Origin of the sequence: Sporosarcina sp. 6E9, from assembly GCF_017921835.1 — a bacterium.
In the GTDB taxonomy this organism is placed as follows: Bacteria; Bacillota; Bacilli; order Bacillales_A; family Planococcaceae; genus Sporosarcina.
This window is the reverse complement of the sequence record NZ_JAGEMN010000005.1, coordinates 1-24,230: the sequence shown is the minus strand read 5'-3', so window position 1 is coordinate 24,230 and position 24,230 is coordinate 1. Positions and strand designations below refer to the sequence as shown.

22 protein-coding genes and 1 pseudogene are annotated in these 24,230 nt (G+C 41.8%); 6 read left to right on the top strand and 17 right to left on the bottom strand.

The genetic code is table 11. The features are described 5' to 3' along the window. The first annotated feature begins 97 nt into the window (after nucleotides 1-97). Entirely contained in the window at nucleotides 98-961 is an 864-nt protein-coding gene (locus tag J4G36_RS15615) for a LysR family transcriptional regulator (RefSeq protein WP_210471328.1), read from the top strand. Between the two features lie 188 nt (nucleotides 962-1,149). Here J4G36_RS15615 and J4G36_RS15610 read toward each other — a convergent pair whose 3' ends face one another. The 8 genes from J4G36_RS15610 to J4G36_RS15575 all read right to left on the bottom strand — a co-directional run bounded on the left by J4G36_RS15610 (nucleotide 1,150) and on the right by J4G36_RS15575 (nucleotide 9,634). Further along, the gene (locus J4G36_RS15610; protein ID WP_210471327.1) at nucleotides 1,150-2,004 is read right to left on the bottom strand and encodes a MurR/RpiR family transcriptional regulator; all 855 of its coding nucleotides are present in this window, start codon (nucleotides 2,002-2,004) and stop codon (nucleotides 1,150-1,152) included. Nucleotides 2,005-2,082: 78 nt separating this feature from the next. Then, nucleotides 2,083-2,772 carry an N-acetylmannosamine-6-phosphate 2-epimerase gene (locus J4G36_RS15605; protein ID WP_210471455.1) on the bottom strand — a complete coding sequence of 230 codons (690 nt, stop codon included), beginning with the start codon at nucleotides 2,770-2,772 and terminating at the stop codon, nucleotides 2,083-2,085. Nucleotides 2,773-2,836: 64 nt separating this feature from the next. Continuing rightward, a complete protein-coding gene (locus tag J4G36_RS15600) occupies nucleotides 2,837-3,418 on the bottom strand; it encodes a YesL family protein (RefSeq protein WP_210471326.1) in 582 nt (193 codons plus the stop codon). Nucleotides 3,419-3,607: 189 nt separating this feature from the next. Further along, nucleotides 3,608-4,948 carry a sialidase family protein gene (locus J4G36_RS15595; protein ID WP_210471325.1) on the bottom strand — a complete coding sequence of 447 codons (1,341 nt, stop codon included), beginning with the start codon at nucleotides 4,946-4,948 and terminating at the stop codon, nucleotides 3,608-3,610. Between the two features lie 146 nt (nucleotides 4,949-5,094). After that, entirely contained in the window at nucleotides 5,095-6,786 is a 1,692-nt protein-coding gene (locus tag J4G36_RS15590) for a type 2 periplasmic-binding domain-containing protein (protein WP_210471324.1), read from the bottom strand. 34 nt (nucleotides 6,787-6,820) lie between these two features. Next, complete coding sequence (locus J4G36_RS15585; RefSeq protein WP_210471323.1) at nucleotides 6,821-7,705, bottom strand: carbohydrate ABC transporter permease; 885 nt, start codon at nucleotides 7,703-7,705, stop codon at nucleotides 6,821-6,823. A gap of 16 nt (nucleotides 7,706-7,721) precedes the next feature. Continuing rightward, nucleotides 7,722-8,666 carry an ABC transporter permease gene (locus J4G36_RS15580; RefSeq protein ID WP_368668796.1) on the bottom strand — a complete coding sequence of 315 codons (945 nt, stop codon included), beginning with the start codon at nucleotides 8,664-8,666 and terminating at the stop codon, nucleotides 7,722-7,724. A 59-nt stretch (nucleotides 8,667-8,725) separates the two neighbouring features. Continuing rightward, a complete protein-coding gene (locus tag J4G36_RS15575) occupies nucleotides 8,726-9,634 on the bottom strand; it encodes a dihydrodipicolinate synthase family protein (protein ID WP_210471322.1) in 909 nt (302 codons plus the stop codon). A 529-nt stretch (nucleotides 9,635-10,163) separates the two neighbouring features. Here J4G36_RS15575 and J4G36_RS15570 point away from each other — a divergent pair. Genes J4G36_RS15570 through J4G36_RS15560 form a run of 3 tightly spaced genes read left to right on the top strand, consistent with a single transcriptional unit; the run spans nucleotide 10,164 to nucleotide 11,532 of the window. After that, nucleotides 10,164-11,036, top strand: a complete 873-nt coding sequence (locus J4G36_RS15570; protein ID WP_210471321.1) for a hypothetical protein — start codon at nucleotides 10,164-10,166, stop codon at nucleotides 11,034-11,036. 53 nt (nucleotides 11,037-11,089) lie between these two features. Continuing rightward, nucleotides 11,090-11,305 carry a hypothetical protein gene (locus tag J4G36_RS15565; protein WP_210471320.1) on the top strand — a complete coding sequence of 72 codons (216 nt, stop codon included), beginning with the start codon at nucleotides 11,090-11,092 and terminating at the stop codon, nucleotides 11,303-11,305. Nucleotides 11,306-11,328: 23 nt separating this feature from the next. Further along, on the top strand, nucleotides 11,329-11,532 hold the full coding sequence (locus J4G36_RS15560; protein ID WP_210471319.1) for a hypothetical protein: 204 nt from the start codon (nucleotides 11,329-11,331) through the stop codon (nucleotides 11,530-11,532). A gap of 466 nt (nucleotides 11,533-11,998) precedes the next feature. On the opposite strand, the gene J4G36_RS15555 is transcribed toward J4G36_RS15560, so the two are convergent. The 4 genes from J4G36_RS15555 to J4G36_RS15545 all read right to left on the bottom strand — a co-directional run bounded on the left by J4G36_RS15555 (nucleotide 11,999) and on the right by J4G36_RS15545 (nucleotide 16,649). Beyond that, nucleotides 11,999-14,020 carry an alpha-helical endospore appendage domain-containing protein gene (locus tag J4G36_RS15555; RefSeq protein WP_210471318.1) on the bottom strand — a complete coding sequence of 674 codons (2,022 nt, stop codon included), beginning with the start codon at nucleotides 14,018-14,020 and terminating at the stop codon, nucleotides 11,999-12,001. Nucleotides 14,021-14,453: 433 nt separating this feature from the next. Next, complete coding sequence (locus tag J4G36_RS18955; RefSeq protein WP_483315909.1) at nucleotides 14,454-14,522, bottom strand: hypothetical protein; 69 nt, start codon at nucleotides 14,520-14,522, stop codon at nucleotides 14,454-14,456. 50 nt (nucleotides 14,523-14,572) lie between these two features. Then, nucleotides 14,573-16,108 carry an alpha-helical endospore appendage domain-containing protein gene (locus J4G36_RS15550; RefSeq protein ID WP_210471317.1) on the bottom strand — a complete coding sequence of 512 codons (1,536 nt, stop codon included), beginning with the start codon at nucleotides 16,106-16,108 and terminating at the stop codon, nucleotides 14,573-14,575. A gap of 238 nt (nucleotides 16,109-16,346) precedes the next feature. After that, the gene (locus J4G36_RS15545; RefSeq protein WP_210471316.1) at nucleotides 16,347-16,649 is read right to left on the bottom strand and encodes an alpha-helical endospore appendage domain-containing protein; all 303 of its coding nucleotides are present in this window, start codon (nucleotides 16,647-16,649) and stop codon (nucleotides 16,347-16,349) included. Between the two features lie 270 nt (nucleotides 16,650-16,919). Between J4G36_RS15545 and J4G36_RS15540 the strand changes: the two genes are divergently transcribed. After that, nucleotides 16,920-18,014 (top strand): glycosyltransferase, encoded by a 1,095-nt coding sequence (locus J4G36_RS15540; protein WP_210471315.1) that lies wholly within the window; start codon nucleotides 16,920-16,922, stop codon nucleotides 18,012-18,014. A 567-nt stretch (nucleotides 18,015-18,581) separates the two neighbouring features. Here the strand turns inward: J4G36_RS15540 and J4G36_RS18770 are convergent. The 3 genes from J4G36_RS18770 to J4G36_RS15525 form a co-directional block, all read right to left on the bottom strand. After that, nucleotides 18,582-20,432 (bottom strand): alpha-helical endospore appendage domain-containing protein, encoded by a 1,851-nt coding sequence (locus tag J4G36_RS18770; protein ID WP_210471314.1) that lies wholly within the window; start codon nucleotides 20,430-20,432, stop codon nucleotides 18,582-18,584. A 372-nt stretch (nucleotides 20,433-20,804) separates the two neighbouring features. Then, the gene (locus J4G36_RS15530; RefSeq protein WP_246880666.1) at nucleotides 20,805-21,875 is read right to left on the bottom strand and encodes a glycosyltransferase; all 1,071 of its coding nucleotides are present in this window, start codon (nucleotides 21,873-21,875) and stop codon (nucleotides 20,805-20,807) included. A gap of 44 nt (nucleotides 21,876-21,919) precedes the next feature. Next, nucleotides 21,920-22,378, bottom strand: coding sequence for a hypothetical protein (locus J4G36_RS15525; protein ID WP_210471313.1), 459 nt, complete (start codon nucleotides 22,376-22,378; stop codon nucleotides 21,920-21,922). A 117-nt stretch (nucleotides 22,379-22,495) separates the two neighbouring features. Here J4G36_RS15525 and J4G36_RS15520 point away from each other — a divergent pair, with 117 nt between their 5' ends. Continuing rightward, a complete protein-coding gene (locus J4G36_RS15520; protein ID WP_210471312.1) occupies nucleotides 22,496-22,657 on the top strand; it encodes a hypothetical protein in 162 nt (53 codons plus the stop codon). Between the two features lie 39 nt (nucleotides 22,658-22,696). Here the strand turns inward: J4G36_RS15520 and J4G36_RS18950 are convergent. Both J4G36_RS18950 and J4G36_RS15515 read right to left on the bottom strand, forming a co-directional pair. Beyond that, nucleotides 22,697-22,903, bottom strand: a pseudogene (locus tag J4G36_RS18950) (alpha-helical endospore appendage domain-containing protein); the annotation flags it as partial. Between the two features lie 281 nt (nucleotides 22,904-23,184). Next, nucleotides 23,185-24,230, bottom strand: a 1,046-nt coding sequence (locus J4G36_RS15515; protein WP_305792231.1) for an exosporium glycoprotein BclB-related protein, incomplete at its 5' end; no start/stop codon positions are given.

The following is a 24,230-nucleotide window of genomic DNA, read 5'->3' as shown; positions in this document are numbered from 1 at the left end:
GACACCAAAATAGACATCATGTAAAACGAACAATAATGATGCTGGCTATCGTTATTTGTGATACCATAAAGATAACGCGTAAAGGGGGTCGAAAGAGATGGAATTTAAAGACTTGGAGATTTTTCAAATGGTTGCGGAAAAAGGGACGATTTCAGGTGCCGCAAGGGAGTTAAGCTATGTCCAATCAAACGTCACCGCCAGAATCCAAAAACTTGAAGTCGAGCTGAATACCCCTTTGTTTAACCGACATAACCGGGGGATGACACTCACACCCGAAGGTAAAAAGCTATTGGTCTATAGCGAAAAGATCTTATCTTTGACCAATGAAATGAAGAAAGTCATTCAAAGCAGGGAAGAACCGGCGGGTAAATTAGAAATCGGCACCGTAGAAACCGTCATTCAATTGCCGTATATTCTATCCGCCTACAATAAAAAGTATCAAGACGTAGATCTATCGCTGTTCTCGGGAGTTACTGAAAAGTTGCAAGCAGATGTTTTGAATCATAAATTGGACGGCGCTTTCGTAACGGCAACAGAACTGCATCCAGACCTCGTTGCACACGACGTTTTTAAAGAAGAGCTTGTCTTAATATCCGATACGAAAGAAACCTCGCTGGAACAACTAAAAAACGAGCCATTCCTCTGCTTTAGCGAAGGGTGTGGCTACCGGGCGAGGTTAGAGAGATGGTACAAAGATCAAAACGTCAAACCACAAAAAGTAATGGAATTCGGCACCTTAGAAACTATTTTGAGCAGCGTCACAGTTGGCCTAGGCGTCACCTTTGTTCCTAGATCAGCAGTTACCCATTTGGAGGAAAAAGGACTCATCCAATGCCACACCCTCCCTCAAAAATACAGCAAAATCAACACAATCTTCATCAGAAGATCCAACGCCTACCTAACCTCAACCATCGAAAAGTTTATCGAAACCATTGAAGACTTCAACGGAAAAGCCATATAGTTTTTTGGTACCGCTTTTCGTTTTTTAGGTACCTGTGCAAGACACTACTCAGTAAATTCACTACAATTGCATAAAACGAAAAGGGGATACCGACTGCATAAAGCTTTGTCGGCATCCCCTTGTATTGTTATCCAACGCTGTGAATTGTCATAATTGCACCTTGCACAGGTACCTTCTAAAAAGGCACTTCACATCATTTTTTCAATTACGGCGTTGGCTGTGTGTTCTTTGTTAATGCTGGATACTTCGCTTGTTCGTTTGAAGTACTCTGTGTAAAGAAGATCCAGTAAGTATAATTGTGATATTTTTGCTGTTAAGCTACCGCCTTGTAAGGGGCCCTCGTTGGCTCCACAAAGCAGCGTAATATCCGCAAAGCTCGTTAGTGGTGATTTGGAAAACCTCGTGATGGCAATGATTTTCGCGCCTCTTTCCTTAGCAATTTTCGCCACTTCAATCGTATCTTTAGTGGAACCCGAATAAGAAATTAATACAGCGACTTCGGCTTCTGTCATTAAAGAAGCGGACATGATTTGCAGGTGGGAGTCAATCGAACATTCTGTTTTGTTGGTAATTCGCATAAATTTATTCTTTGCTTCTAACGCTGTCATCAAAGAAGAACCGACACCGAAAAAGTGAACTCGTTCCGCTTTAATGATGAAGTCAACTGCTTTTTCGACGTCTTTAATGTTGATTAAATTATGTGTTTCGGTAAGTGAATTTATATTGGTAGCTAATATTTTAGAAGACAACTCGTCAACTGTGTCGTCCATTGTCACTTGACTAGAAAGTTGCGGCATTTCATTTCCAAGAGTTGTATTATGAGCTAAAGCAATTTTGAACTCTTGGTACCCTCTAAGTTTTAGTGTCTTACAAAACCGGAATACACTGGATTCGCCAACGCCGCAAGCTTCAGCTAGGTCTGTAATTGACATATAAATTACATTGCTTGTGTTTTGCAGGATGTAATCCGCAACTTTTTTTTCTGTATTTGTAAAGTTATTATATTTCGAATGTATTAATGCCAGGATATCTACTTTTGTCATGGGTGCTCCTCCTAGTCTTTTCCTAGGCAATTGAAGAGATTTCACACCTAGAACTTTTATATCCATCTACATACAGTTTCACTGAACTGCCGCGATAAATCGCTTTGTAATCTCCATAGGTCTTGTAATGGCTGTTCCAACCACTGCGGAATCAACCCCTAGTTCAAAGACAGTTTTGAGGTCCTCTGGCGTCCAAATACCGCCCTCTGCAATAATCGGGATAGGAAAGTCTTTGACTAACCTGGCTAACATAGCGGTATCTGGCAACTTCGTACCTTCCGTGTAATCTGTATAACCGCTAAGCGTCGTCCCTAAGCAGTCAAATCCTAGTTCATAGGCTTCTTTTGCTTCCTCATAAGTAGAGCAATCCGCCATAAATAGCTGATCTGGATACTTTTCTCTAATGATAGGAAAAACTTCACGAATCGTTTTACCATCCGGCCTGACCCTTTTTGTCGCATCTAGCGCAATAATATCTACGCCTTCCTCACATAAAAGATCGATTTCTGTCATGGTCGGCGTGATGAAGACATCCGAACCTTCATATACTTCTTTTATAATGCCGATAATCGGCAAGTCTACAGTCTTTTTAATCTCTCTTATATCTTCGACGCTATTGGCTCTAATCCCTGCTGCGCCGCCCATCATTGCAGAAAAAGCCATCTTCCCCATAATAAAGGGACTATGCAGAGGCTCTTCGGGTAAAGCTTGGCAAGAGACAATAAGCTTTCCTTTAATAGATGCGAAAATCACTTCTGTCTTTTTCATATGAATACATCTCCGTGTTTTATACTCTTCTTCATAGACCAATATTTTCATTGAAATTAAATCTTTACGCTGCTACTTTTCGCTCTATACTCGTAAAGGCTGAGTTTGCGATAAACATTAATATATAAGATATGAAACTAAAACCGACAAAGGGTACGATGGCTGGTACTAAAAACAGAAAATACCAAAAGCCTATTAGGGATACTACCATTAACAGTATGTGTAATGGATGAGATACCGCGATAACACCCGCATGTTTAATAACTTCAGGAAGACTGATATCAAAATGAACGTAAACCGGAATTATAAATAGGCTTGTCATTAAAAATACCAGACCAAATAGTAACGATACGACGACCAATACAATTGAAATTGAACTAAAAAGTTTAATATAATAATAAATACTAGAGCCCAGTAGTATCATTCCGTAACCTAATAGGTTCGTCTTAAAAAAGCTCTCTTTATAAGTCTTTAAAAAGGTTTTAAAAACGGGGAAATCATCTTGTTTCATAATCCATTTCCTAATAATACTGAACATCGTAAAAGTTGCCGGGAAAATCCCGCCAATAAACAGACCAATTAAACAAAATAAGATCCAAATAACTTGAACATGCAAAAGCTTCGCAAGCCATTCTCCGAATCTCATAAACTTACTTCCGGGTTTAAACAATTGCTACACCTCGTTTTATTCATTTATATTACATAAAGCATAGCCATTAAATTCCTGCAAAAAAACAAAATTGGGCGTAAGAAGGAGAGAGAAAGTACACTCTCTCACGAATCTTATCAACGAGTCTCATGTTTTAGATCATAATCTTTATATGAACTCAGGATTTTATGACTTAAGCCAATCCAGTGTAAATGTACCGAATTGGATATCCATGTTATTCCAATCTGAATAGTCATAAACACGCTCATATAGAACACCTATGTCACCATTTTCAAGCACAGTTAAACAAGAATAACCAAAGTGTTCCTCTTCAATTACCTTGCTGTACGGCCACGTTTTTCCACCATCTTCACTTAAACGAACCGTTCCTTTTATCCTTACTTTTTCATCAGCTGGATTCGAAAATAGGACTCTATCTTTACCATCGCCTTGATCAGGGTAGAGGACAACACTAGACTGACAGATTGGATCAAGTAAAGTCTCATCGAACGTTACTTCTCCCCAAGTCTCTCCACCATCAGAACTCTTCGCAATCGCGGTTCTTTGAAGTCCGAAGTGATTTCTCAAGTAATAGCATAGTTCGCCAGTCGATAATTCAATGACTTGTGATTCCGTCAGCATATGCTTCTCTTCCGAAATTGTTTCTGCAGCTAGCGTTTCTCCATCGATTACTCTGCCATCATTCGGTGATTCGCCGCGTTTCCACGTGACTCCAGCATCATCACTATAGATCAATGCGCATGACATATGACCCGATAGATTGGAATAGTAAATTGGGAACAGTAGTCTTCCAGCTTTTTCACCGTGCTTCAGTTGAATACCTGTTCCAGGCCCCGATCCGATAAAACGCATCCATTCTTCCTTAACCATTAAATTCAATTCTTTTGGCTCTGACCATGTCAGCCCATCGTCTTCACTTTGAATCACTTGTAAGAATGACGTTCTAGCTTCTAGTAAACGCTCATTTGCATCCACGCCTTTTTTATAATAAATATTCCCTCTCGGTTCACCAGATTCAAACACATAACCTTCAGCGTCTACCGTATAATTTACAATATTTCCTTTGCTATCTTGTACTTGTCCATCTTCAGATAACAAATATGTATTTCCTTCATTGTCAAAGAGCTTACGCTGCCCATCCGCATTAAACCCAATTCCAGCTTCACTTGCCCATAACCCAATTCCACCTGGCGTATGCATATAAAGCATGAAAAGTGTTCCAGTGATTTCATCTTCAAGAAGTGCCGAGTCAATCGCGGCTGCGCCGTCCAATCCTTCTCCAGCAAATGCGACTAACTTTTGAATCGGGTTCCATGTCGCCCCATTATCCTCACTGCGCCGAATCGCAATCTCGATTTGGTTAGGATTATCTCGCTGATCCACTATTCTTGCATCAATTCCCGCGATAACAGTTCCTTTTCGCGTTGTAATCATAGAAGGTATTCGATAGGCTTTTGAACCTGCATAGTCTGGATAAAAAACAGCTTGCTTTTTAACATTACTCATTCATAAAACTCCTCACATTATCAATTATGTAGAAATTCGTTCTAAAAGTCGAAAATTTACTATTTCTCTATAATGTAATGGCTAACGTACTGCATAGTAACAGTACGTTAGCGACTAAAATCTTTCCTGTGTGATAAAATATTGGATTACTCGCCTAGTAGATCAGATACTTTAGGTGCCTTCTCTAATTCTTCGAGTACTTGCTCTCCACCATTTTTCAACCACTTTTCAACGTAAGCATCCCATTCTTTATCAACATCTATTTCTCCAACAATCGCTCTCATTCGGAACTCCTCAACAATGGTATTTAACTGTCCACTATATCTTTTTGTGAGTTCTTCTCCTTTTGTTTCATTAAACAAGTCATATCTATATGGACGTATAGCCATTTTTTCTACGACCTCAGGTTTAGCGAAGAATTTATCCATTAACTCCAATGTTTTTTCTGAAGTTAACCATTTCAGTCTTTCACCTGGATAAGTTCTGAAGTTATAAGCATTGAACCCCATGTTTCCTTCTTCAAATGGGAACTCATCCTTCACGATTAGTGATGACTCTTCAGGTGTACCTTGCCATTCTGAATGTGTTCCAACTTCTCCGTATATCGTCCATCTTGAATCTTCATCATGATTAATGTAGTCAAAAACTTGTAGTATTCTAGCTAATTCTTCATCTGTAACCTTGCTAGAAATATGGAAAGCATCGCCTAAAAGGGTAACAGGCATCCAAGCCCCTTGACCTTGCTGACCATTCGGGCCAATCTCCGGTGCAGTCACTAATATTTTCGCGTCTGGATTTGATGCGATTAGATTCTGAGGTGCTCTCGTTTTTGTCCATTCCTCCATAGCGATATAAGATCGCTGTGCAGTGAAGTAACCTGTTTTTCCTTGTTTATATTTTTCCCAGCTAGTCTCTACATCAATCGTCGTCCACTCTGGGTCAACAACGCCCATGTCTTGCCACTTAGCAAGTAATTTAAGTCCGTCTTTATATTTCTCAGATATCTCAGCACTTATCAATTTATCGTTTTCCATTAGATTATATCCAGCTGCAACGCCATGCGCACCCATCAACGTATTCATCCAGTGGAGTTGATTATTGTAAGGTAACATCCCATAAGTATCATCTTTCCCGTTACCATCTGGATCATCATAAGTAAATGCGTGGAGAATTTTTTCCACTTCTTCCAACGTATACGCGCCATCTGTAAAGTACATTCTTTCTAATCCGCCCTCTGTTCCAACAGGTGTAATCTCTCCTGGAGGATCGATGCCAAGGTTCTCTAACCAGTCTAATCGGAAGGTAGGGGCCCATAATATACCCGCCGTATGGCCTTGATATCCTGTTAAGTTGAGATACTGATCTTCTGTATCAGGCGCTAAGTTCATTTCCCATCCTGGAACATTTTCATCAATCAATTCTGAATACAGCGGTGCATATTTTTCAATCATCTCTCTTGGGATCGTTCTTGTTACCCCGCCGTCATATAATTGTTTAGACGTCTGATTACCCGCAGTGAAAGAGAAAGTATCTGGAACGTCTCCCGATGCGACCATCAATGAAACTTCATCTGTATTCCATGTATTGCTTTTTGTATTTACAATTTTGATATTAAACATTTCCTCAAGCTTTTTTTGTACCCAGTTATCATCCTCTATTTTACCTTGAGTAAAGGAACCTGATAAATGTAATGTAAGCTCTTTCGAGAAGTCACCCATTTCAGGTAAATCTTCCATGTTTACCTCTTCTTTAGACTCGCTCGGGCTACAACCCACAATGCCGATAATGAGCAAACCGATAATAAAATGTAAGCCTAGTAATTTTTTATACCTTCTCATTGTTTGATATCCTCCTTTAATTTGCATTACATATTTATCCTTTTAGGGATCCAATCATTATTCCGCGTATAAAATACTTTTGCGCAAATGGATAAAGTAGAATAATCGGTCCGATTGACACCATAACAGTTGCGGCCCTTACGTTACTTAACAGTAACTCTGAACTTGCACCACCTGCACCAGATACCTGTGTTGCGTCTGACAAGTTGACATCAACCAACATCTCTCGAACGACCATTTGTAATACTGTTTTCGCGTCGTCTTGAATATAAATTAATGCATGGAACCATTCATTCCAGTGACCAATTGCTGCCCAAAGCGCGATTGTAACAATAACAGGCTTAGACAAGGGCATAATGATTTTCCATAGGATGGTAAAGTGATTCGCACCGTCCATGACCGCTGATTCTTCAATCCCTTTATCAATTGTCATGAAATAGTTCCGCATAATGATGACATAGAACACGTTCAGCGCGGATGGTAAGATTAATGCCAAACGATTATCTAGTAAACCAAGGTTCTTGATTAATAAGTAATCGGGAATCATTCCACCTGAAAAAAACATAGCTATTAAAAATAAAATAGTAATTGTATTCCTATAAGGTAGATTTCTCTTAGACAATGGATATGCAGCCAAAATGGTTAGGCCAACAATTAAAAGCGTACCCGTAACAGTTCGAAGTATTGTATTAATATAAGCTATACCAATCTGTTCATAAGAAAAAATAAACTTATAGGCATCAGTTATCCATCTTTCTGGCCAAATATTTAATCCAAGGCTTGATGCTTGGTTCGCATCGGTAAAAGACAAGACCAATGTCTGCCAGAAAGGATAAAGGACAGCTATTGAAAACAGGACGATGAATGTCATATTTACTATGTTAAACCACGATATTTTTTTCTGACCATTTGATTTCATGAGTCACGTCTCCTTTCTACCAAATTCCGTGTTCGCTTCTTCTTCTAATAATGGTATTTGCGACCAATATGAGTGTGATCCCTACAACGTTTTTAAATAACCCGACTGCGGTCGCATAGTCAAATTGAAATTGCTCTAATCCGGCTCGATAAACATACGTATCGATAATATCTGCGACTTCATATACCAATGGGTTATATAAGTTTAAGATTTGGTCAAATCCAGCATTCAAGATACTACCTAATCTTAAGATGAATAATATGATAATCATTGGCATAATGGATGGAATCGTAACGTATATCATTTTGTGGAATCTATTCGCACCATCAATTTCGGCTGCTTCATACAAGGCGGTGTCTATGGATGCCATGGATGCAAGATAAATGATTGATGCATACCCAATTTCCTTCCATATATCTGTAATGATTAACATCGGAATAAATGCAGTTTTACTGGCAAGGAAATGAACAGGATCTCCGCCAAACAAACCGATGAAAAAGTTAATGATTCCCCTTTCAGGAGAAAGTACTTCAACAATCATTGTTGAGAGTATTACCCATGACATAAAATGTGGTAAATAGGAGATAGATTGTGTGATTCGTTTAAATTTATCATGGGTAATCTCATTCAGTAATAAAGCAAATATGATTGGAGCAGGAAATGAAATAATGATCTTTAACAAACTAATAATGATCGTATTTTTCAGTGCTCTGATAAATAAGTAATCGTCGAATAATCTTTTGAAATGTTCAAAGTTATTCCAGGGACTCTGCCATATACCTAAACCTGGCGAAAAGTCTTTAAATGCAATAAGAATTCCATACATAGGACCATAACTAAATAAAAACAACATGAGCATAGGAATCAATAGCATTAGATAGAACGATCTCATTTTCTTTATTTCCAACCACTTTTTCTGTTTCCTTTGCTGTTTATTAGCGTTATCCTTCAAAACCACCACTATGTACCCTCCCTAAGAAAGATTTCCTCTTCCTATTAGACTTGCTGCTATTCCGAAAATTACAGGTAACTTTCTATTGCTTCATCAATTCTGTTCTTGATGACTTCAATTTTATGAAGATCTTCTCCGTGTACCGGCTCTAATGGTCCTCTAACAGAACCGATGTTTAATCCTCGTAATTTATAAACTTCTTTAATCACCGAGTACATGGAACCATTCAAGGAACATAATTCAATAATGATATCGTTAATCACTTTTTGAATGCTTCTCGCTTCTGCAAACTTGCCTTCAGCCACAAACTCTTCGGCTTTCAAGAAAAGCTCTGGCATTACGCCGTATGTACCGCCAATACCGCTATCCGCCCCGATCAACCTACCTGCGACGTACTGTTCGTCTGGACCGTTGAATACAATGAAGTCTTCATGTGCTGCGGCCTTGAATCTTTCAATATCCATCACTGGCATGGATGAATTTTTGACCCCGATCAGTTTCTCATTTTCTAGTAGCTTTTCTAGTAAATTCGTTGAAAGATTATACCCTGTCGTTTGCGGGATGTTATAAATAATAAAAGGAAGATCCGTTGAATCCATAATCTCTGTCCAATACTTTTCAATCGCCGTTTCTGGTAGTAGAAAATAAATCGGCGGGATTGCAGACAATGCATCATAACCTAATTCTTCCGCATACTGTGCGAGCTCAATACTTTCCTTCGTTGAAGGTGCACCAACATGTGCAATGAGGGTAAGTTTACCGCCAACATTTTCTGCAACATATTTTAACGTTGCCTTTCTTTCTTCCAGGTTTTGATAGACACATTCTCCTGAACTGCCACCAACATAAAGCCCCTTGACACCTTTTTCATAAAGATAAGTAGAAAAATCTTTTATTCTTTCTTCTGATATTTCTCCAGCTTCATCATAACAAGCATAGAATGCAGGAATGATTCCTTTATATTTACTTAACGTCATTTTCGCTATCTCCTCCGCACATTGATTTCGCTTACATACAGACAATAACATTAATTCTGATAACTGTAAATAGTTTTCACCAATTAAGTTAATACCGGAAAAAATATCCACCGGAGATGAAAGTCAGCTACCGTTTTTAAGTTTAATTTTTCATTAACCATCTAACAACCGCGTTTTTGAGGCATTTTCGAGGCACCATCTTTAAGGTACCCTTTTGAGGTACCTGTGCAAGACAAGATTCAGACAATACACTACAATTGCATAAAGTGAAAAGAGGACACCGACTGTATAACACTTTGTCGGTGTCCTCTTGAGTTATTATCCGGGTTTGCGAATTGTCATAATTGCACCTTGCACAGGTACCTTTTAAAACTCTTAAAGGTGGAAAATGTACCGTTGGCGAATACTACCCATAGGGACGTAGAAGGTAGGGTAGACGGGCTACACTAAGTTAGACAGTTAAATTAAGGTCAAGTAGAATACCATTAACAGAAGAACGATGAAGTTAATATAGGAGAGACAGAATAAAATGGACCAGAAGCTAAAAACCTTAATGTTAGGTAACGTACTATTTCATATAAATAATTTTATCTTGATCCTTCTAACAAACACCTTTGGGTTAAAGGGGATTGCAGCGATATGGTTTTTCACGCCATTTATTTTAATATTGTTTACGACATCGATGATTGAAAGTCGAAGAGAAAAACTAATGGGGATGGTAGATTTTATAGTAAGATGTATCATTTTAATCATTAATTATCTCGCACTCAGTGAATTCATCCGTATTCCGTTTGCGTATCTAATCGTATTAGGAATCATTTTTATGGTATTAAATATTTATATCGAATGGACAATGCATAAACGACTACAACTTAGTCAAAATGAAGATGATGATGTGCTAACCAATGAGGAAATAGATGATTTGATTGAAGACTATGTACATGACAAAACGATGTTGAAAAATAAAACGCCTGCTGAAAAGGATGAAATCAATGAAAGTTTTCATGCAGTCGTTTATATGGGTTATTCATATGTCCTACTCGCTTTGTTAGTAGGTGGAGGCATCTTCGCGTTTGGTTTTTGGGGGGAACAAAAAAGATGGATTATATTTCTGGCAGCATATCTGCTTCTGATAATTTATTTTTATTTAACAGAAAGAAAACTTGGTCTGTACTATAAGGATAATAAGCGCCGAAAGAAAATTAGTTTTAGAGACAATATCACTTTTGTAATTGGTATATCTATCCTTTATATATTGGAGGGTTTTATATATATCGGTACATTGTCGTTTAACTTTTTTGGTGTATTCATAGCTTGCGCATTCTTCATTCCTACTTTAAAAACAAATCAAGAAATTAGAAGTGGTTTTCATAAAACGAATAAGAATCATATAAACGGGTGATTTCTGCCGAAATATAGAAAAAACTAAGTATCTGATAACAGGAAGGTGGGTTAATGTTGAAAAAGTATTTAACATTAAGTTCAAGAAAAATAATTATGGATGCAATCCTAATTAACTTCTTTATATTTATATGTGCATTCTTTTTTAATAAGATTTTTAGTTTCACTTTTGAGTATTTATCACTCCATGCGGGTGTAGTCAGTATGTTAGTGATTCTTGAAGTGATTGCTTATAGAAAATGGTTGCGTTTGAATTTGTCAGAAGAGTGAGCTCTGAATGGGGGGATAAATAAATGGGATGGGGATCTATTTTACTATCGATAGCTGGTTTATTCATTTTGTACGTAGTAATCTTTGCGGCAGTCAAGGATGGCATTGATAAGTCAGTTGTGGGTCAATTAATAAAAACGAAGTATGGCATAGAAGAGGAAGTTGGTCCGGTTAGTGATGAAGAAATTGAGAAGGAATTAGAAGACGAATTTTATAAAGAAAAGTAAAGATGATAAATCGTTTCGTTAAAGGTACCTGCACATGATTCAAATTTTTATTACCAGCGTACCTGACACTGGTGTCATCCGCTCATTCATAGCCGATCGTGGCTATCAATACACCAATCGAAGAGTTTTGGGGCTCTTTGAAATGTGAAATATGTTATTTGAGCAAATTCCTCACGAATTGGAAAAATCCATTGCATTGTATATTCATTTCTACAACACTAGTCGCTACCAAAAACGACTAAACGGCTTAATCCCCCCCTAGAATACAGGGCTCAAGCCGCTTAACGTGTTTTTATCATTTCTACAGTTTACTTGATAGGGAGCAGTTCAAAGGACCTGTTCCCTTTTTTTGTTAGAACCTGACGGGTATGGTGAAAAATACAAGACATTGTTTATACTGGTTGTGAATTTTTGAAAGCTGTATTGCAGCTAAACAGTGAATTTGTAAGTTCTATACCCATTTAAACTAATTCAATTTCTTAATAACAACAGAAGCGTTTACGTTAGCTTGTGTTCCTCCGATTACACTCGCAAGTCCAACCGCTGCGGCGGAAGAATGATTACGGAGAGTGAGAGTATCACCAGCTGCTATAGTGAATATTGCTTGCCCGTTGTTCTGCTGCGTTCCAGCACCTGCACCGTAGACAGTTCCCGGAACTACTGTGCCATTTAAAAATAGCGCAAATTGATTCGGTTCTGTACCAGACACGGAGAAAGTAACTTCGTAAATACCCGGTATGGAAAATAAAATCGAAGGGGTTCCGGGAGCATGTGTAATTCCAGCTGTAAGAACACCATTAGTATCAAAGGGAACATCCGCTTCTATCGCAATACTTTGAGCAAGTAAGTTATAAATGTAAGCGAATTCGGATAACCCTGTACCGGTAGCCCCCGTAGCGCCTGCAGGTCCAGCGGGTCCGATGTCGCCTGTCGCGCCTGCAGGTCCAGCGGGTCCTATGTCACCCGTAGGTCCTGTAGGTCCAGCGGATCCGATGTCGCCTGTCGCGCCTGCAGGTCCTGCGGGTCCGATGTCACCCGTAGCTCCTGCAGGTCCAGCGGGTCCGATGTCGCCTGTCGCGCCTGCAGGTCCAGCGGGTCCTATGTCACCCGTAGCTCCTGTAGGTCCAGCAGATCCGATGTCGCCTGTCGCGCCTGCAGGTCCAGCGGGTCCTATGTCACCCGTAGCTCCTGTAGGTCCAGCAGATCCGATGTCGCCTGTCGCGCCTGCAGGTCCAGCGGGTCCTATGTCACCCGTAGGTCCTGTAGGTCCAGCAGATCCGATGTCGCCTGTCGCGCCTGCAGGTCCAACGGGTCCTATGTCACCCGTAGCTCCTGTAGGCCCAGCGGATCCGATGTCGCCTGTCGCGCCTGCAGGTCCAGCGGGTCCTATGTCACCCGTAGGTCCTGTAGGTCCAGCGGATCCGATGTCGCCTGTCGCGCCTGCAGGTCCAGCGGGTCCTATGTCACCCGTAGGTCCTGTAGGTCCAGCGGATCCGATGTCGCCTGTCGCGCCTGCAAGTCCAGCGGGTCCTATGTCACCCGTAGGTCCTGTAGGTCCAGCGGATCCGATGTCGCCTGTAGCGCCTGCAGGTCCAGTGGGTCCTATGTCACCCGTAGCTCCTGTAGGTCCAGCGGATCCGATGTCGCCTGTCGCGCCTGCAGGTCCAGCGGGTCCGATGTCGCCTGTCGCGCCTGCAGGTCCAGCGGGTCCGATGTCACCCGTAGCTCCTGTAGGTCCAGCGGGTCCTATGTCACCCGTAGCTCCTGTAGGTCCAGCGGATCCGATGTCGCCTGTAGCGCCGGTATTGCCCGTAGGTCCAGCAGGTCCTATGTCACCCGTAGCGCCGGTATTGCCCGTAGGTCCAGCGGGTCCGATGTCACCAGTAGCGCCCGTAGGCCCAGCCGGTCCTATGTCTCCGGTAGCGCCCGTAGCTCCAGCCGGTCCGATGTCACCCGTAGCGCCCGTAGGTCCAGCCGGTCCTATGTCTCCGGTAGCGCCCGTAGCTCCAGCCGGTCCTATGTCACCCGTAGCGCCCGTAGCTCCAGCCGGTCCGATGTCTCCAGTCGCGCCTGTAGCTCCGGCAGGTCCGGCGTCGCCCGTCGCGCCTGTAGGTCCAGCCGGTCCGATGTTGCCAGTCGCGCCAGTGGCTCCAGCCGGTCCGGCAGGTCCAGTGGGTCCCGTAGTCCCACCTCCTGTAGTGATTTGAGTAACTTGTTTCAATTTGCTATCCAATAACAACTCCTTTTTCATCGCTAACTCGAGCGTATCTTGGACGCTTGTATTTACTCGTAAGATATCCTCTAACGAAGCTGACGGAGTCAAGCCGGGTAACGTGCCAAGTGCATATTGAATCTTTTCCCCTTCTGCATTAATGATATGTGCTAGTCCTAACTCTTCCATCGCGATGGAGGCTAAAAGTAGGTTAATGGCATCATCCCTCGTAAGTGAAATATTTGGGGTAATATCAGGGATATTTGGTTGAGACATATAATCTCTCCTTTTTCTTTTTCTTTTTTTTTGAACATTCCTTCACAATGAGGGTGCTCTATTTATATTCTATTCAGGTGAGAAGAAAGTGGATAAGCCATGCGCCCCTTATGTATAAAAAAATATACGATGAATCGTTTAGGGATATGGATTCACTATGGGCCGCGATGGTTTTCTGACAACGAAATGGATAACCTATTGCTGAAAAACGAAATTCTTATGGATGGCGTCCTGAATAAAGGACATTTTACAAGAGGATTATTATATTTAAATGAACATAAATAAAGACTCCAGTGAACGATACTGGAGTCTTCTGTTCGCGAATTAGGTATTGTTCTGATTACTTGTTTTCATTTACCGCTAATATTTCCGCTAATGACGCTGCTGGAGACAATCGAGGTAATGTACATAGAACATGTTGAATTTTTTTAACCTACGCATTGATGACGTGAGCGAGTCCTAATTCCTTCGAAGCAATGGAAGCGAAGAGGAGGTTAATCACACCAGTCCTAATTATTGGGGAAGGCAAGGCAGGTGCCAACCCCTTGTATTTTACTGAACTTCAATAATCGAAACAGAACCATCAGACAAAGTGGTAGTTGCAGATCCATTATAAATAAAATCTAATGTAATGGCACCTGCAGTAGAATTGGCTAAGAACGTTCCTGACACGCTAACATTTGGATCTACAATCCCGGTAACTGATTTACCTGAAAAACGACTCTGAAATACCGCATTAAATCTTGGTGTAACAGTAATATTTCCATTTATAGAACTAGTTGCTCTGAAAGTATACGAAACCAAATAAATGTGCCCAGCTGCTAGAGCAAAGGTTGTGTTTGAAGGGTGAGAAATGTCAGTGCCATTAATAAACGTGGTTGAATACGAAATGGCTGTGCCATTTGCTACAGATGTTACATTAACACTAAATAATCCGTTTTGTATTAGAGCACTTGCACCAGTAGCACCGGTAGTTCCGGTAGCGCCAGTATTCCCGGTAGCTCCCGTAGGTCCAGCAGGTCCGATGTTGCCCGTCGCGCCCGTAGGTCCAGCAGGTCCAATGTCGCCGGTAGCGCCGGTAGGTCCAGCAGGTCCAATGTCGCCCGTCGCGCCGGTAGGTCCAGCAGGTCCAATATCGCCGGTAGCGCCGGTAGGTCCAGCAGGTCCAATGTCGCCGGTAGCGCCCGTAGGTCCAGCAGGTCCAATGTCGCCCATCGCGCCCGTAGGACCAGCAGGTCCAATATCGCCGATAGCGCCCGTAGGTCCAGCAGGTCCAATATCGCCTGTAGCGCCGGTAGGTCCAGCAGGTCCAATGTCGCCTGTAGCGCCGGTAGGTCCAGCAGGTCCAATGTCGCCTGTAGCGCCGGTAGGTCCAGCAGGTCCAATGTCGCCTGTAGCGCCGGTAGGTCCAGCAGGTCCAATGTCGCCCGTCGCGCCCGTAGGACCAGCAGGTCCAATATCGCCGGTAGCGCCGGTAGGTCCAGCAGGTCCAATATCGCCTGTAGCGCCGGTAGGTCCAGCAGGTCCAATGTCGCCTGTAGCGCCGGTAGGTCCAGCAGGTCCAATGTCGCCCGTCGCGCCCGTAGGTCCAGCAGGTCCAATATCGCCTGTAGCGCCGGTAGGTCCAGCAGGTCCAATATCGCCTGTCGCGCCGGTAGGTCCAGCAGGTCCAATGTCGCCTGTAGCGCCGGTAGGTCCAGCAGGTCCAATGTCGCCCGTCGCGCCCGTAGGTCCAGCAGGTCCAATATCGCCTGTCGCGCCCGTAGGTCCAGTAGCGCCTGTAATCCCACTTCCTGTAGTGATTTGAGTAACTTGTTTCAATTTGCTATCCAATAACAACTCCTTTTTCATCGCTAACTCGAGCATATCTTGGACGCTTGTATTTACTTGTAAGATATCCTCTAACGAAGCCGACGGAGTCAAGCCAGGTATCGTGCCGAGTGCATATTGAATCTTTTCCCCTTCTGCATTAATGATATGTGCTAGTCCCAACTCTTCCATTGCAATGGAGGCTAAGAGTAGGTTGATGACATCATCCCTCGTAAGCGAAATATCAGGGGTGATATTAGGGATGTTTGGTTGAGACATATAATCTCTCCTTTTCTTTTTTGAACAGTCCTTTATCGTAAAAGATAGAATAAGGCTTGTTCTATTTCTAATCTATTCAGGTGAGATGAAAGTGGATAAGCCATGCGTCCCTTATGTATAAAAAGTAGACGATGAATCGGTTATGGATGATGCCCTGAATAATGGATTTTACAAGAAGATTATTATGTTTTGAGGAACATAAATAAAGACTCCAGAGAACGATACTGGAGTCTTCTGTTCACGTATTAGGTATTGTTCTGATTACTTGTTTTAATTTACTTTCTAACAGCAATTCTTTCTTTATTACCAAATCAAGCACATCTTGAACGCTTTCATTTACCGCTAATATTTCCGCTAATGTAGCTGCTGGAGACAATCCAGGTAATGTACCTAGAACATATTGAATTTTTTCCGCTTCAGCATTAATGATGTGAGCAAGTCCTAATTCTTCCAAAGCAATGGAAGCCAAGAGGAGGTTAATCACTTCACTCCTTGTAATTGAAATTATTGGCGTGATATTAGGAATATTTGCTTGCGACATACGACATCTTCCTTTCTTCTTTTTATTGAATAACCCAGTATTTCTAATAGCTAACAAGTGCTATAGGAAGTGTAAGGGTTGTTCTATCTGTAGTCTATTCAAGGTACGAAGAAAGGGTTTGTACATTTGCGTTCCTCTTAGATCTACCTTGGATATAACATTTTACAAAGCGAACAATACATATTAAGCCCACATTCATATCAACATGGTTCCCAAATATCTAATAACACCATATGATATTATAATTTTCTAATTTGGTGGTGATAGATTATGTGTACAATAACTCTTTGTGTGATCGTGAAAGATGAAGAAGAGGTATTACATCAATGTTTAAATAGTGTAAGGGAGATTTGTGATGAAATAATTATTGTGGATACAGGTTCGAAAGATAAGACAAAAGAAATAGCAAAGGAGTTCACTGAAAAGGTTTTCGACTTTACATGGATTAATGATTTCTCAGCTGCAAGAAACTTTGCATTTAGTCATGCAACAATGGATTATATCTTATGGTTAGATGCGGATGATAACTTGCCAATAGAGGAATTAAATAAATTTAAAACCCTGAAAAACAGTCTAGATGTATCAATTGATGCAGTTTCAATGATTTATCATATTGCTTTTGACGAATATGGCAATCCAACCTTTAGTTATAGGAGAAACCGTTTGGTAAAGAGAGAGAATAACTTTAAGTGGATTGGTCCTGTCCATGAATATTTAGAAGTTGGTGGGAATGTTTTTAATGCTGATATAGCTATTACTCATCGCAAAAATGATAAAACAAAGAAATCTAGTCAAAGTGATCGAAACCTTAAAATTTATGAAGAACGCTTGGAAAAAGGAGAAGAATTTTCACCAAGGGATTTATATTATTATGCAAATGAATTAAAAGATCATGCTCAGTTTCAAAAATCGACCATGTTTTATCAAATGTTTTTAGCGACAAAAAAAGGGTGGGTTGAGGATGAAATCCGAGCTTGTATATACATGGCAGAGTGTTATAGAAATCTTGGCAATGTAGAAAAAGAAAATGAATCACTAGTAATGTCTATTTGTTATGATGTTCCACGGCCAGAGGTTTCTTGTCGACTAGGAGATCTTTATAAAAGTAAAAGGAATTATAAAAAGGCTATCATATGGTATCGATTAGCCCTTGAAATAGTGGAAGATGACCATCAAGGATTTAAGCAAGAAGCTTACTCAACCTGGTATCCACATCTTCAGTTATGCTTGTGTTATTGGGAGATAGGGGACGCCAAACTTTCTGAAGAACATAATAATAAAGCTAAAAAATATCGACCGAATGACCCTAAAGTAAAATATAATGAGGATTTTTTTGAAAAATATAAAGAAAATAAAAATGAATAATTTGCACTGACTAAGATGTTGGGAAGTGGCCTAAATCAATTTGCTCTCCATGAAACATCCTGCGTTTTATAGAAACGCAGGATGTTTATAAATGTCCAATGATTAAATCATTGGACAAGTTAATTAAACATACATATAGGTTGACAATGTGGGGGGGCAGATGGTCACAATCAGTTTATGCATGATTGTTAAAAATGAAGAAGAAACAAACAGAAAAAGGAGGAATAGAGGATAACATTTCAGCTTGCGGTAGACTAGCGGATTGTTTTTTTGCTTTAGGAACTTTTAGACAGAATTAGAGTCCGATTTACGATCTTTTCAGATCATCCTAGATTAGAATTTTACTGTTATTGTATAGAATAGTTTAAAAAATATAGTGGAGATTCTTCAGCATGAAGCATATCAAAATAAGAGTAAGTCAACCGGGTTACCTAGGTTGACTTACTCTTGACTTACTCTTGTGTTAGTTTGTGTTTAAAAGTGACATGCCTATTCCGCGATACCTTTACAATTCTTGAATAATTAGAAGTCTAAAGTCAAATGCAGTTCAGCGATTTATTTAAGATGTTACGATAAACCTGCAATCCATGGTGAAATAAGTTGTACATCACTCGTGTTGATAATCTGGCCAACTGTGAATCCAGCTAGGTTTTGTACCCTAAAGTTGATCGGTGCAGGTGCAATTCCGGATACGCCGGTACTTCTACCACCTAAATTCGCTCCGTTAACTTGGTTGTATACTGCTAAATGATAAACAGTATTACTTGAAAGTACTACGGGAGTAGTTAGTGGTAAGGTGAACAAGCCTGCAGTCAATGAAGTTACTACAGGAGTAACAGCAATGACTTGGGATGTCGTTGCAGTTAACGGTGATAAAACCGCCATTTGGAAGTTGCCACTCGATCCTACTTGTGTAACATAGGTTGAAAGTCTATTAAGGGTTGTTGTTGATCCTGAAAATGCGAGAGCCCCAATGGCTTGGTTGTTCCCTCCGTTTACGTTAAAGGGAATCTGTAGATTTAAGTCACCGATTTTTAGGGTTTCGACAAATGCTGACCCCGTTCCAGCTGAACCAGTAGCGCCGGTTGCGCCAGTAGGCCCTGTTGCTCCATTTGTTCCATTAGTGCCGGTTGCTCCAGTAGGTCCTGTTGCACCATTTGTTCCATTAGTGCCGGTTGCGCCAGTAGGTCCTGTTGCACCATTTGTTCCATTAGTGCCGGTTGCGCCAGTAGGTCCTGTTGCTCCATTTGTTCCATTAGCGCCGGTTGCGCCCGTAGGTCCAGCAGGTCCGATGTCGCCCGTTGCGCCTGTAGGTCCAGCAGGTCCGATGTCGCCCGTCGCGCCCGTAGGTCCAGCAGGTCCGATGTCGCCCGTTGCGCCTGTAGGTCCAGCAGTTCCGATGTCGCCTGTTGCGCCCGTAGGTCCAGCAGGTCCGATGTCGCCCGTCGCGCCCGTAGGTCCAGCAGGTCCGATGTCGCCCGTTGCGCCTGTAGGTCCAGCAGGTCCGATGTCGCCTGTCGCGCCCGTAGGTCCAGCAGGTCCGATGTCGCCCGTCGCGCCCGTAGGTCCAGCAGGTCCGATATCGCCCGTCGCGCCCGTAGGTCCAGCAGGTCCGACGTCGCCTGTCGCGCCTGTAGGTCCAGCAGGTCCGATGTCGCCGGTAGCGCCTGTAGGTCCAGCAGTTCCGATGTCGCCCGTCGCGCCCGTAGGTCCGGCAGGTCCGATGTCGCCCGTTGTGCCTGTAGGTCCAACAGGTCCGATGTCGCCCGTTGCGCCTGTAGGTCCAGCAGTTCCGATGTCGCCCGTCGCGCCGGTAGGTCCAGCAGGTCCGATGTCGCCCGTTGCGCCTGTAGGTCCAGCAGGTCCGATGTCGCCCGTTGGGCCCGTAGGTCCAGCAGGTCCGATGTCGCCCGTCGCGCCCGTAGGTCCGGCAGGTCCGATGTCGCCCGTTGCGCCTGTAGGTCCAGCAGGTCCGATGTCGCCCGTTGGGCCCGTAGGTCCAGCAGTTCCGATGTCGCCTGTCGCGCCAGTGTCTCCAGTAGCTCCAGTTGCACCAGTAGGTCCAGGATCCCCGGTAGAACCAGTAGCACCTGTAGCTCCAGTAGCGCCCGTAACCCCACTTCCCGTAGTGATTTGAGTAACTTGTTTCAATTTGCTATCCAATAACAACTCCTTTTTCATCGCTAACTCGAGCGTATCTTGAACGCTTGTATTTACTTGTAAGATATCCTCTAACGAAGCTGACGGAGTCAAGCCGGGTAACGTGCCGAGTGCATATTGAATCTTTTCCCCCTCTGCATTAATGATATGTGCTAGTCCTAACTCTTCCATCGCAATGGAGGCTAAGAGTAGGTTAATCGCATCATCTCTGGTTATCGAAATGTCAGGCGAAATATTGGGGATATTTGGTTGTGACATTTGATCACTCCTTTCTAATTTTTTTTAACAACACTTTATGTCACAAATGACAAATAAGAGTTGTCCTATATAATCTATGCAGGTAAGGAAAAAGGGGATAAGCTAAATGTCTCTAGTGTTGTTAATAAGGCAGAGAAAAAACTAATTATTAAAAGAATAGACGAGAACACCCTTACCACCAGAAGTGAGGGAGGACCCGTCGCCCTTGATTAGATGTTGGAGATCCATTGCTAAACAGACCAAGTCACATATGATTTGAACCCAGTAAAAAATGATTATTTTGTACAATGAAAAGATGACTCTGGAACGATACCAGAGTCATCTTTTCATTGTCTAAGTTATAGTTATAAATACTGGCGATGATTTACAACCCTAATCCATCTGTGTTTTCTTTTCGTATCGAAATGCAGCTTGCGCCTCATCCATCTTGCCTAATTGTTCAAGACACAATCCTTTGTATCGCCACGCTTTAAAGCTCCCCATTCCCTTTAGAACAAGATGTTCAGTGTGATGATCCCCTAATTCAAGGCATTTTTCAAATGCTTGTAAAGCCTCCTTATAGTTTTCCAATCTATATAGAATGAAGCCCATATAAAAATGTAAATCTACATAATCTGGATAAAGAAGAATTGCTTTCTCAATACCCGGCAAAGCACCTTCTAGACTATCTGTTTCTATTAAAATCGCATATTTTAATTTGTAAAGTAGGGAAGGCGGTTTCTGACTTTTTTGCAAGAAAAGTAAAATGGATTGATTTGCTAACTGAAATGCCAATTGATATTTTTCTAGTCTATAAAATTCACTAGCCAAATGGTATTCTATCCAAGGACTATGTGCGGGATCAGACAACTCTTGTTGTAGAATTTTAATATTTCGTGTGCTCTTTTGTTTCGTTTCCGTTACATCCTGTAAATAACCATAATGATGAATAGCCACTGGAAGACTTTCAATGTCTTTTTCCGTTATTTCTGCTGGTAGAAGTGGTATCTCGTGAATACGGTTTTGAAATATAATGTTTTTATGATTTCGAAATATACGCAGTTGGTATAATAAATAAACATTGTTTTTATCAACTGTGGTTGTTTTCCCATAGTAATTATGGACGGGTAAAGAGAGTATTTGGGCATTCGTATTTTCGAGAATCTCTGGAATTATAGATTTATTAATGCCGTCTAATTCTTCATCTGCATCTAACCATAAAATCCAGTCTCCTGTTGAAAATGATAGTCCATAATTCCGTGCATCTGCAAAATCATTTTTCCACTGATAAGAATATACTTTCGCACCATGGTTCTTACATATTTCAATTGTTTGATCAGAAGAACCTGTATCTACGATGATAATCTCACTGACTAGTCCCTTCACACTTTCTAAACAAGCATTAATGAAATTAGCTTCATCTTTCACAATCATACATAGAGTAATCGTGGGAATAGCGTTCATATACTCACTTCCTAAATTGGGATGACCATACTAGGCGTTCAAAATTATATACTTGATAACCATGGAGGAGGAACATGAAGATTTGATTCAACAATGATAGGAGTTGAAGAATAATAATATCGTGAAATTTGTTCCAAAGTATTTACGCAATGTGCTTTGTAGTCTTCATTAAGGAAGGGATATTGTTCGACTTCTCTCATTAGTTGTTGTAAAAGAGGCAAAATCCCTCTTGATTGATAATCGTCACAAGTTTGTTGAGAAAAACTATTGTGGAAGATTTTGGGGCACAATACTTTCTTTGAAAAAATGGATACATGCATAGTCCATAGTAAAGAAAGGGAAGTCATAAAATTCCGTTCTATTTTATTGGATGTTTCTATAGGTAAGGATTCATGAGTTGAAAGGGAGTCGAATATTTTCGTAAGAAAAAGTAAAAAAGAACGAAAGAAAATTATATACTCTGGTTCTACTTTTTTATAAGCGGTGATATAATCCATTTTCATTTTTACGCGTCCTCCTTCCCCTATGCAACTAGGCATTTCTATATATGCGTATATCTAACCTTAAACATTTCATCCAAGCTTTTTATCCAGACAATCCTTACAAGGATTCTTGCTGTGATGCTGACAACGATTCTTACAGCAATTAGTGCAACATTCATCCTTACAGCGACTCTTACGGCAAATAGTGCAACATTCATCTTTACAACGACTCTTACGGCAATTATTGCAGCATTTATCTTTACAATGTGTTTTTCTATCCAACTCAACAACATCTTCTAATTTAAGTTCAAGCAAAATTTGAGATTTTACTACTGTGCGAAGTGTCTTATTTATGCTTTCATTGATGTCCAAAAAATCCTCTAAACATCTATGATTGGATTTTAGGAATAGTTGAAGCTTTTCACCTTCTGCATTTAGAATGTGTGACAAGCTAATCTCCTCCAAGGCTATTGAAGATAGAAGAAGATTAATTGTGTCACAACGATTTAGAGAAATTAAAGGAGTAATATTGGGGATGTTAGGCATAGACATAAAACTCACCACTTTCATTTTTTATCGTACGGGAGTAGCTAGGTTAAACTATCATGTCCCTTCCAATTAATTTTTTAGAAGTTTAAACTCTTCATAAAGTACTAACAAAATTTAGTAGTCATTTAAGAACCAAGACGTGATTTACACCCAACTCTATAACATTGTATTCAATGCAGAAAATTAGGTGCTACATTTAGATAATAAAAAAAGGAAGATTACCAGACTGAGGTAAATCTTCCTTATAATTAGCGTGATGCTTTTTATCTAAAGTTGAATTAACTAATTGCAACACCTGCGCTTGCGTAACCTATTACAGTGTTTGCTAATGACAAACCAGTTGCTGTGATAGAGAACACTAGTAATAAACGATCTTGAGGTGCAACTGGAATGGATAATCCAGTAGTAAGACCATTGCTAATCGACCCAACTGAAACTAAACCTGTGAGAGATGGTGCTAATGTTACAGTAGCTCCAGGAATTGGACTAAAAATGTTATTTGGAGTGGATGATCTATATAATTGAGCATTAATCGTTACAGATGATCCTATAAGTGATAGTGCCAGTGTAGTGCTGAAGTAGGCTGCGATTGATGTAATGGTCCCGGCACGTGGAACTGAAAAGGCAAAGTTCAGTAGAGTGCCCCCAGCACCTGTAAGATCGATATTTCCTCCAAGAGTGGTAACGGTGCTTGCTGAACTTCCAAACCCTACAAGACTTGTCGTACCAACTAAACCGCCAAGTATAGAAGTGAGTACAGAAGGAATGCCCGATGCAAATGGAATGATAGCACCAGATCCGGCTACACCCGTTGCTCCAGTCGCGCCTGTAGCTCCAGCAGGTCCGATGTCGCCTGTCGCACCCGAAGGTCCAGCAGGTCCGATGTCGCCCGTCGCGCCCGTAGGTCCAGCAGGTCCGATGTCGCCTGTCGCGCCCGTAGGTCCAGCAGGTCCGATGTCGCCCGTCGCGCCTGTAGGTCCAGCAGGTCCGATGTCGCCCGTTGCACCTGTAGGTCCAGCAGGTCCGATGTCGCCCGTCGCACCCGTAGGTCCAGCAGGTCCGATGTCGCCCGTTGCGCCCGTAGGTCCAGCAGGTCCGATGTCGCCCGTCGCGCCCGTAGGTCCAGCAGGTCCGATGTCGCCCGTTGCGCCCGAAGGTCCAGCAGGTCCGATGTCGCCCGTCGCGCCCGTAGGTCCAGCAGGTCCGATGTCGCCCGTCGCGCCCGTAGGTCCAGCAGGTCCGACGTCGCCTGTCGCGCCTGTAGGTCCAGCAGGTCCGATGTCGCCGGTAGCGCCTGTAGGTCCAGCAGTTCCGATGTCGCCCG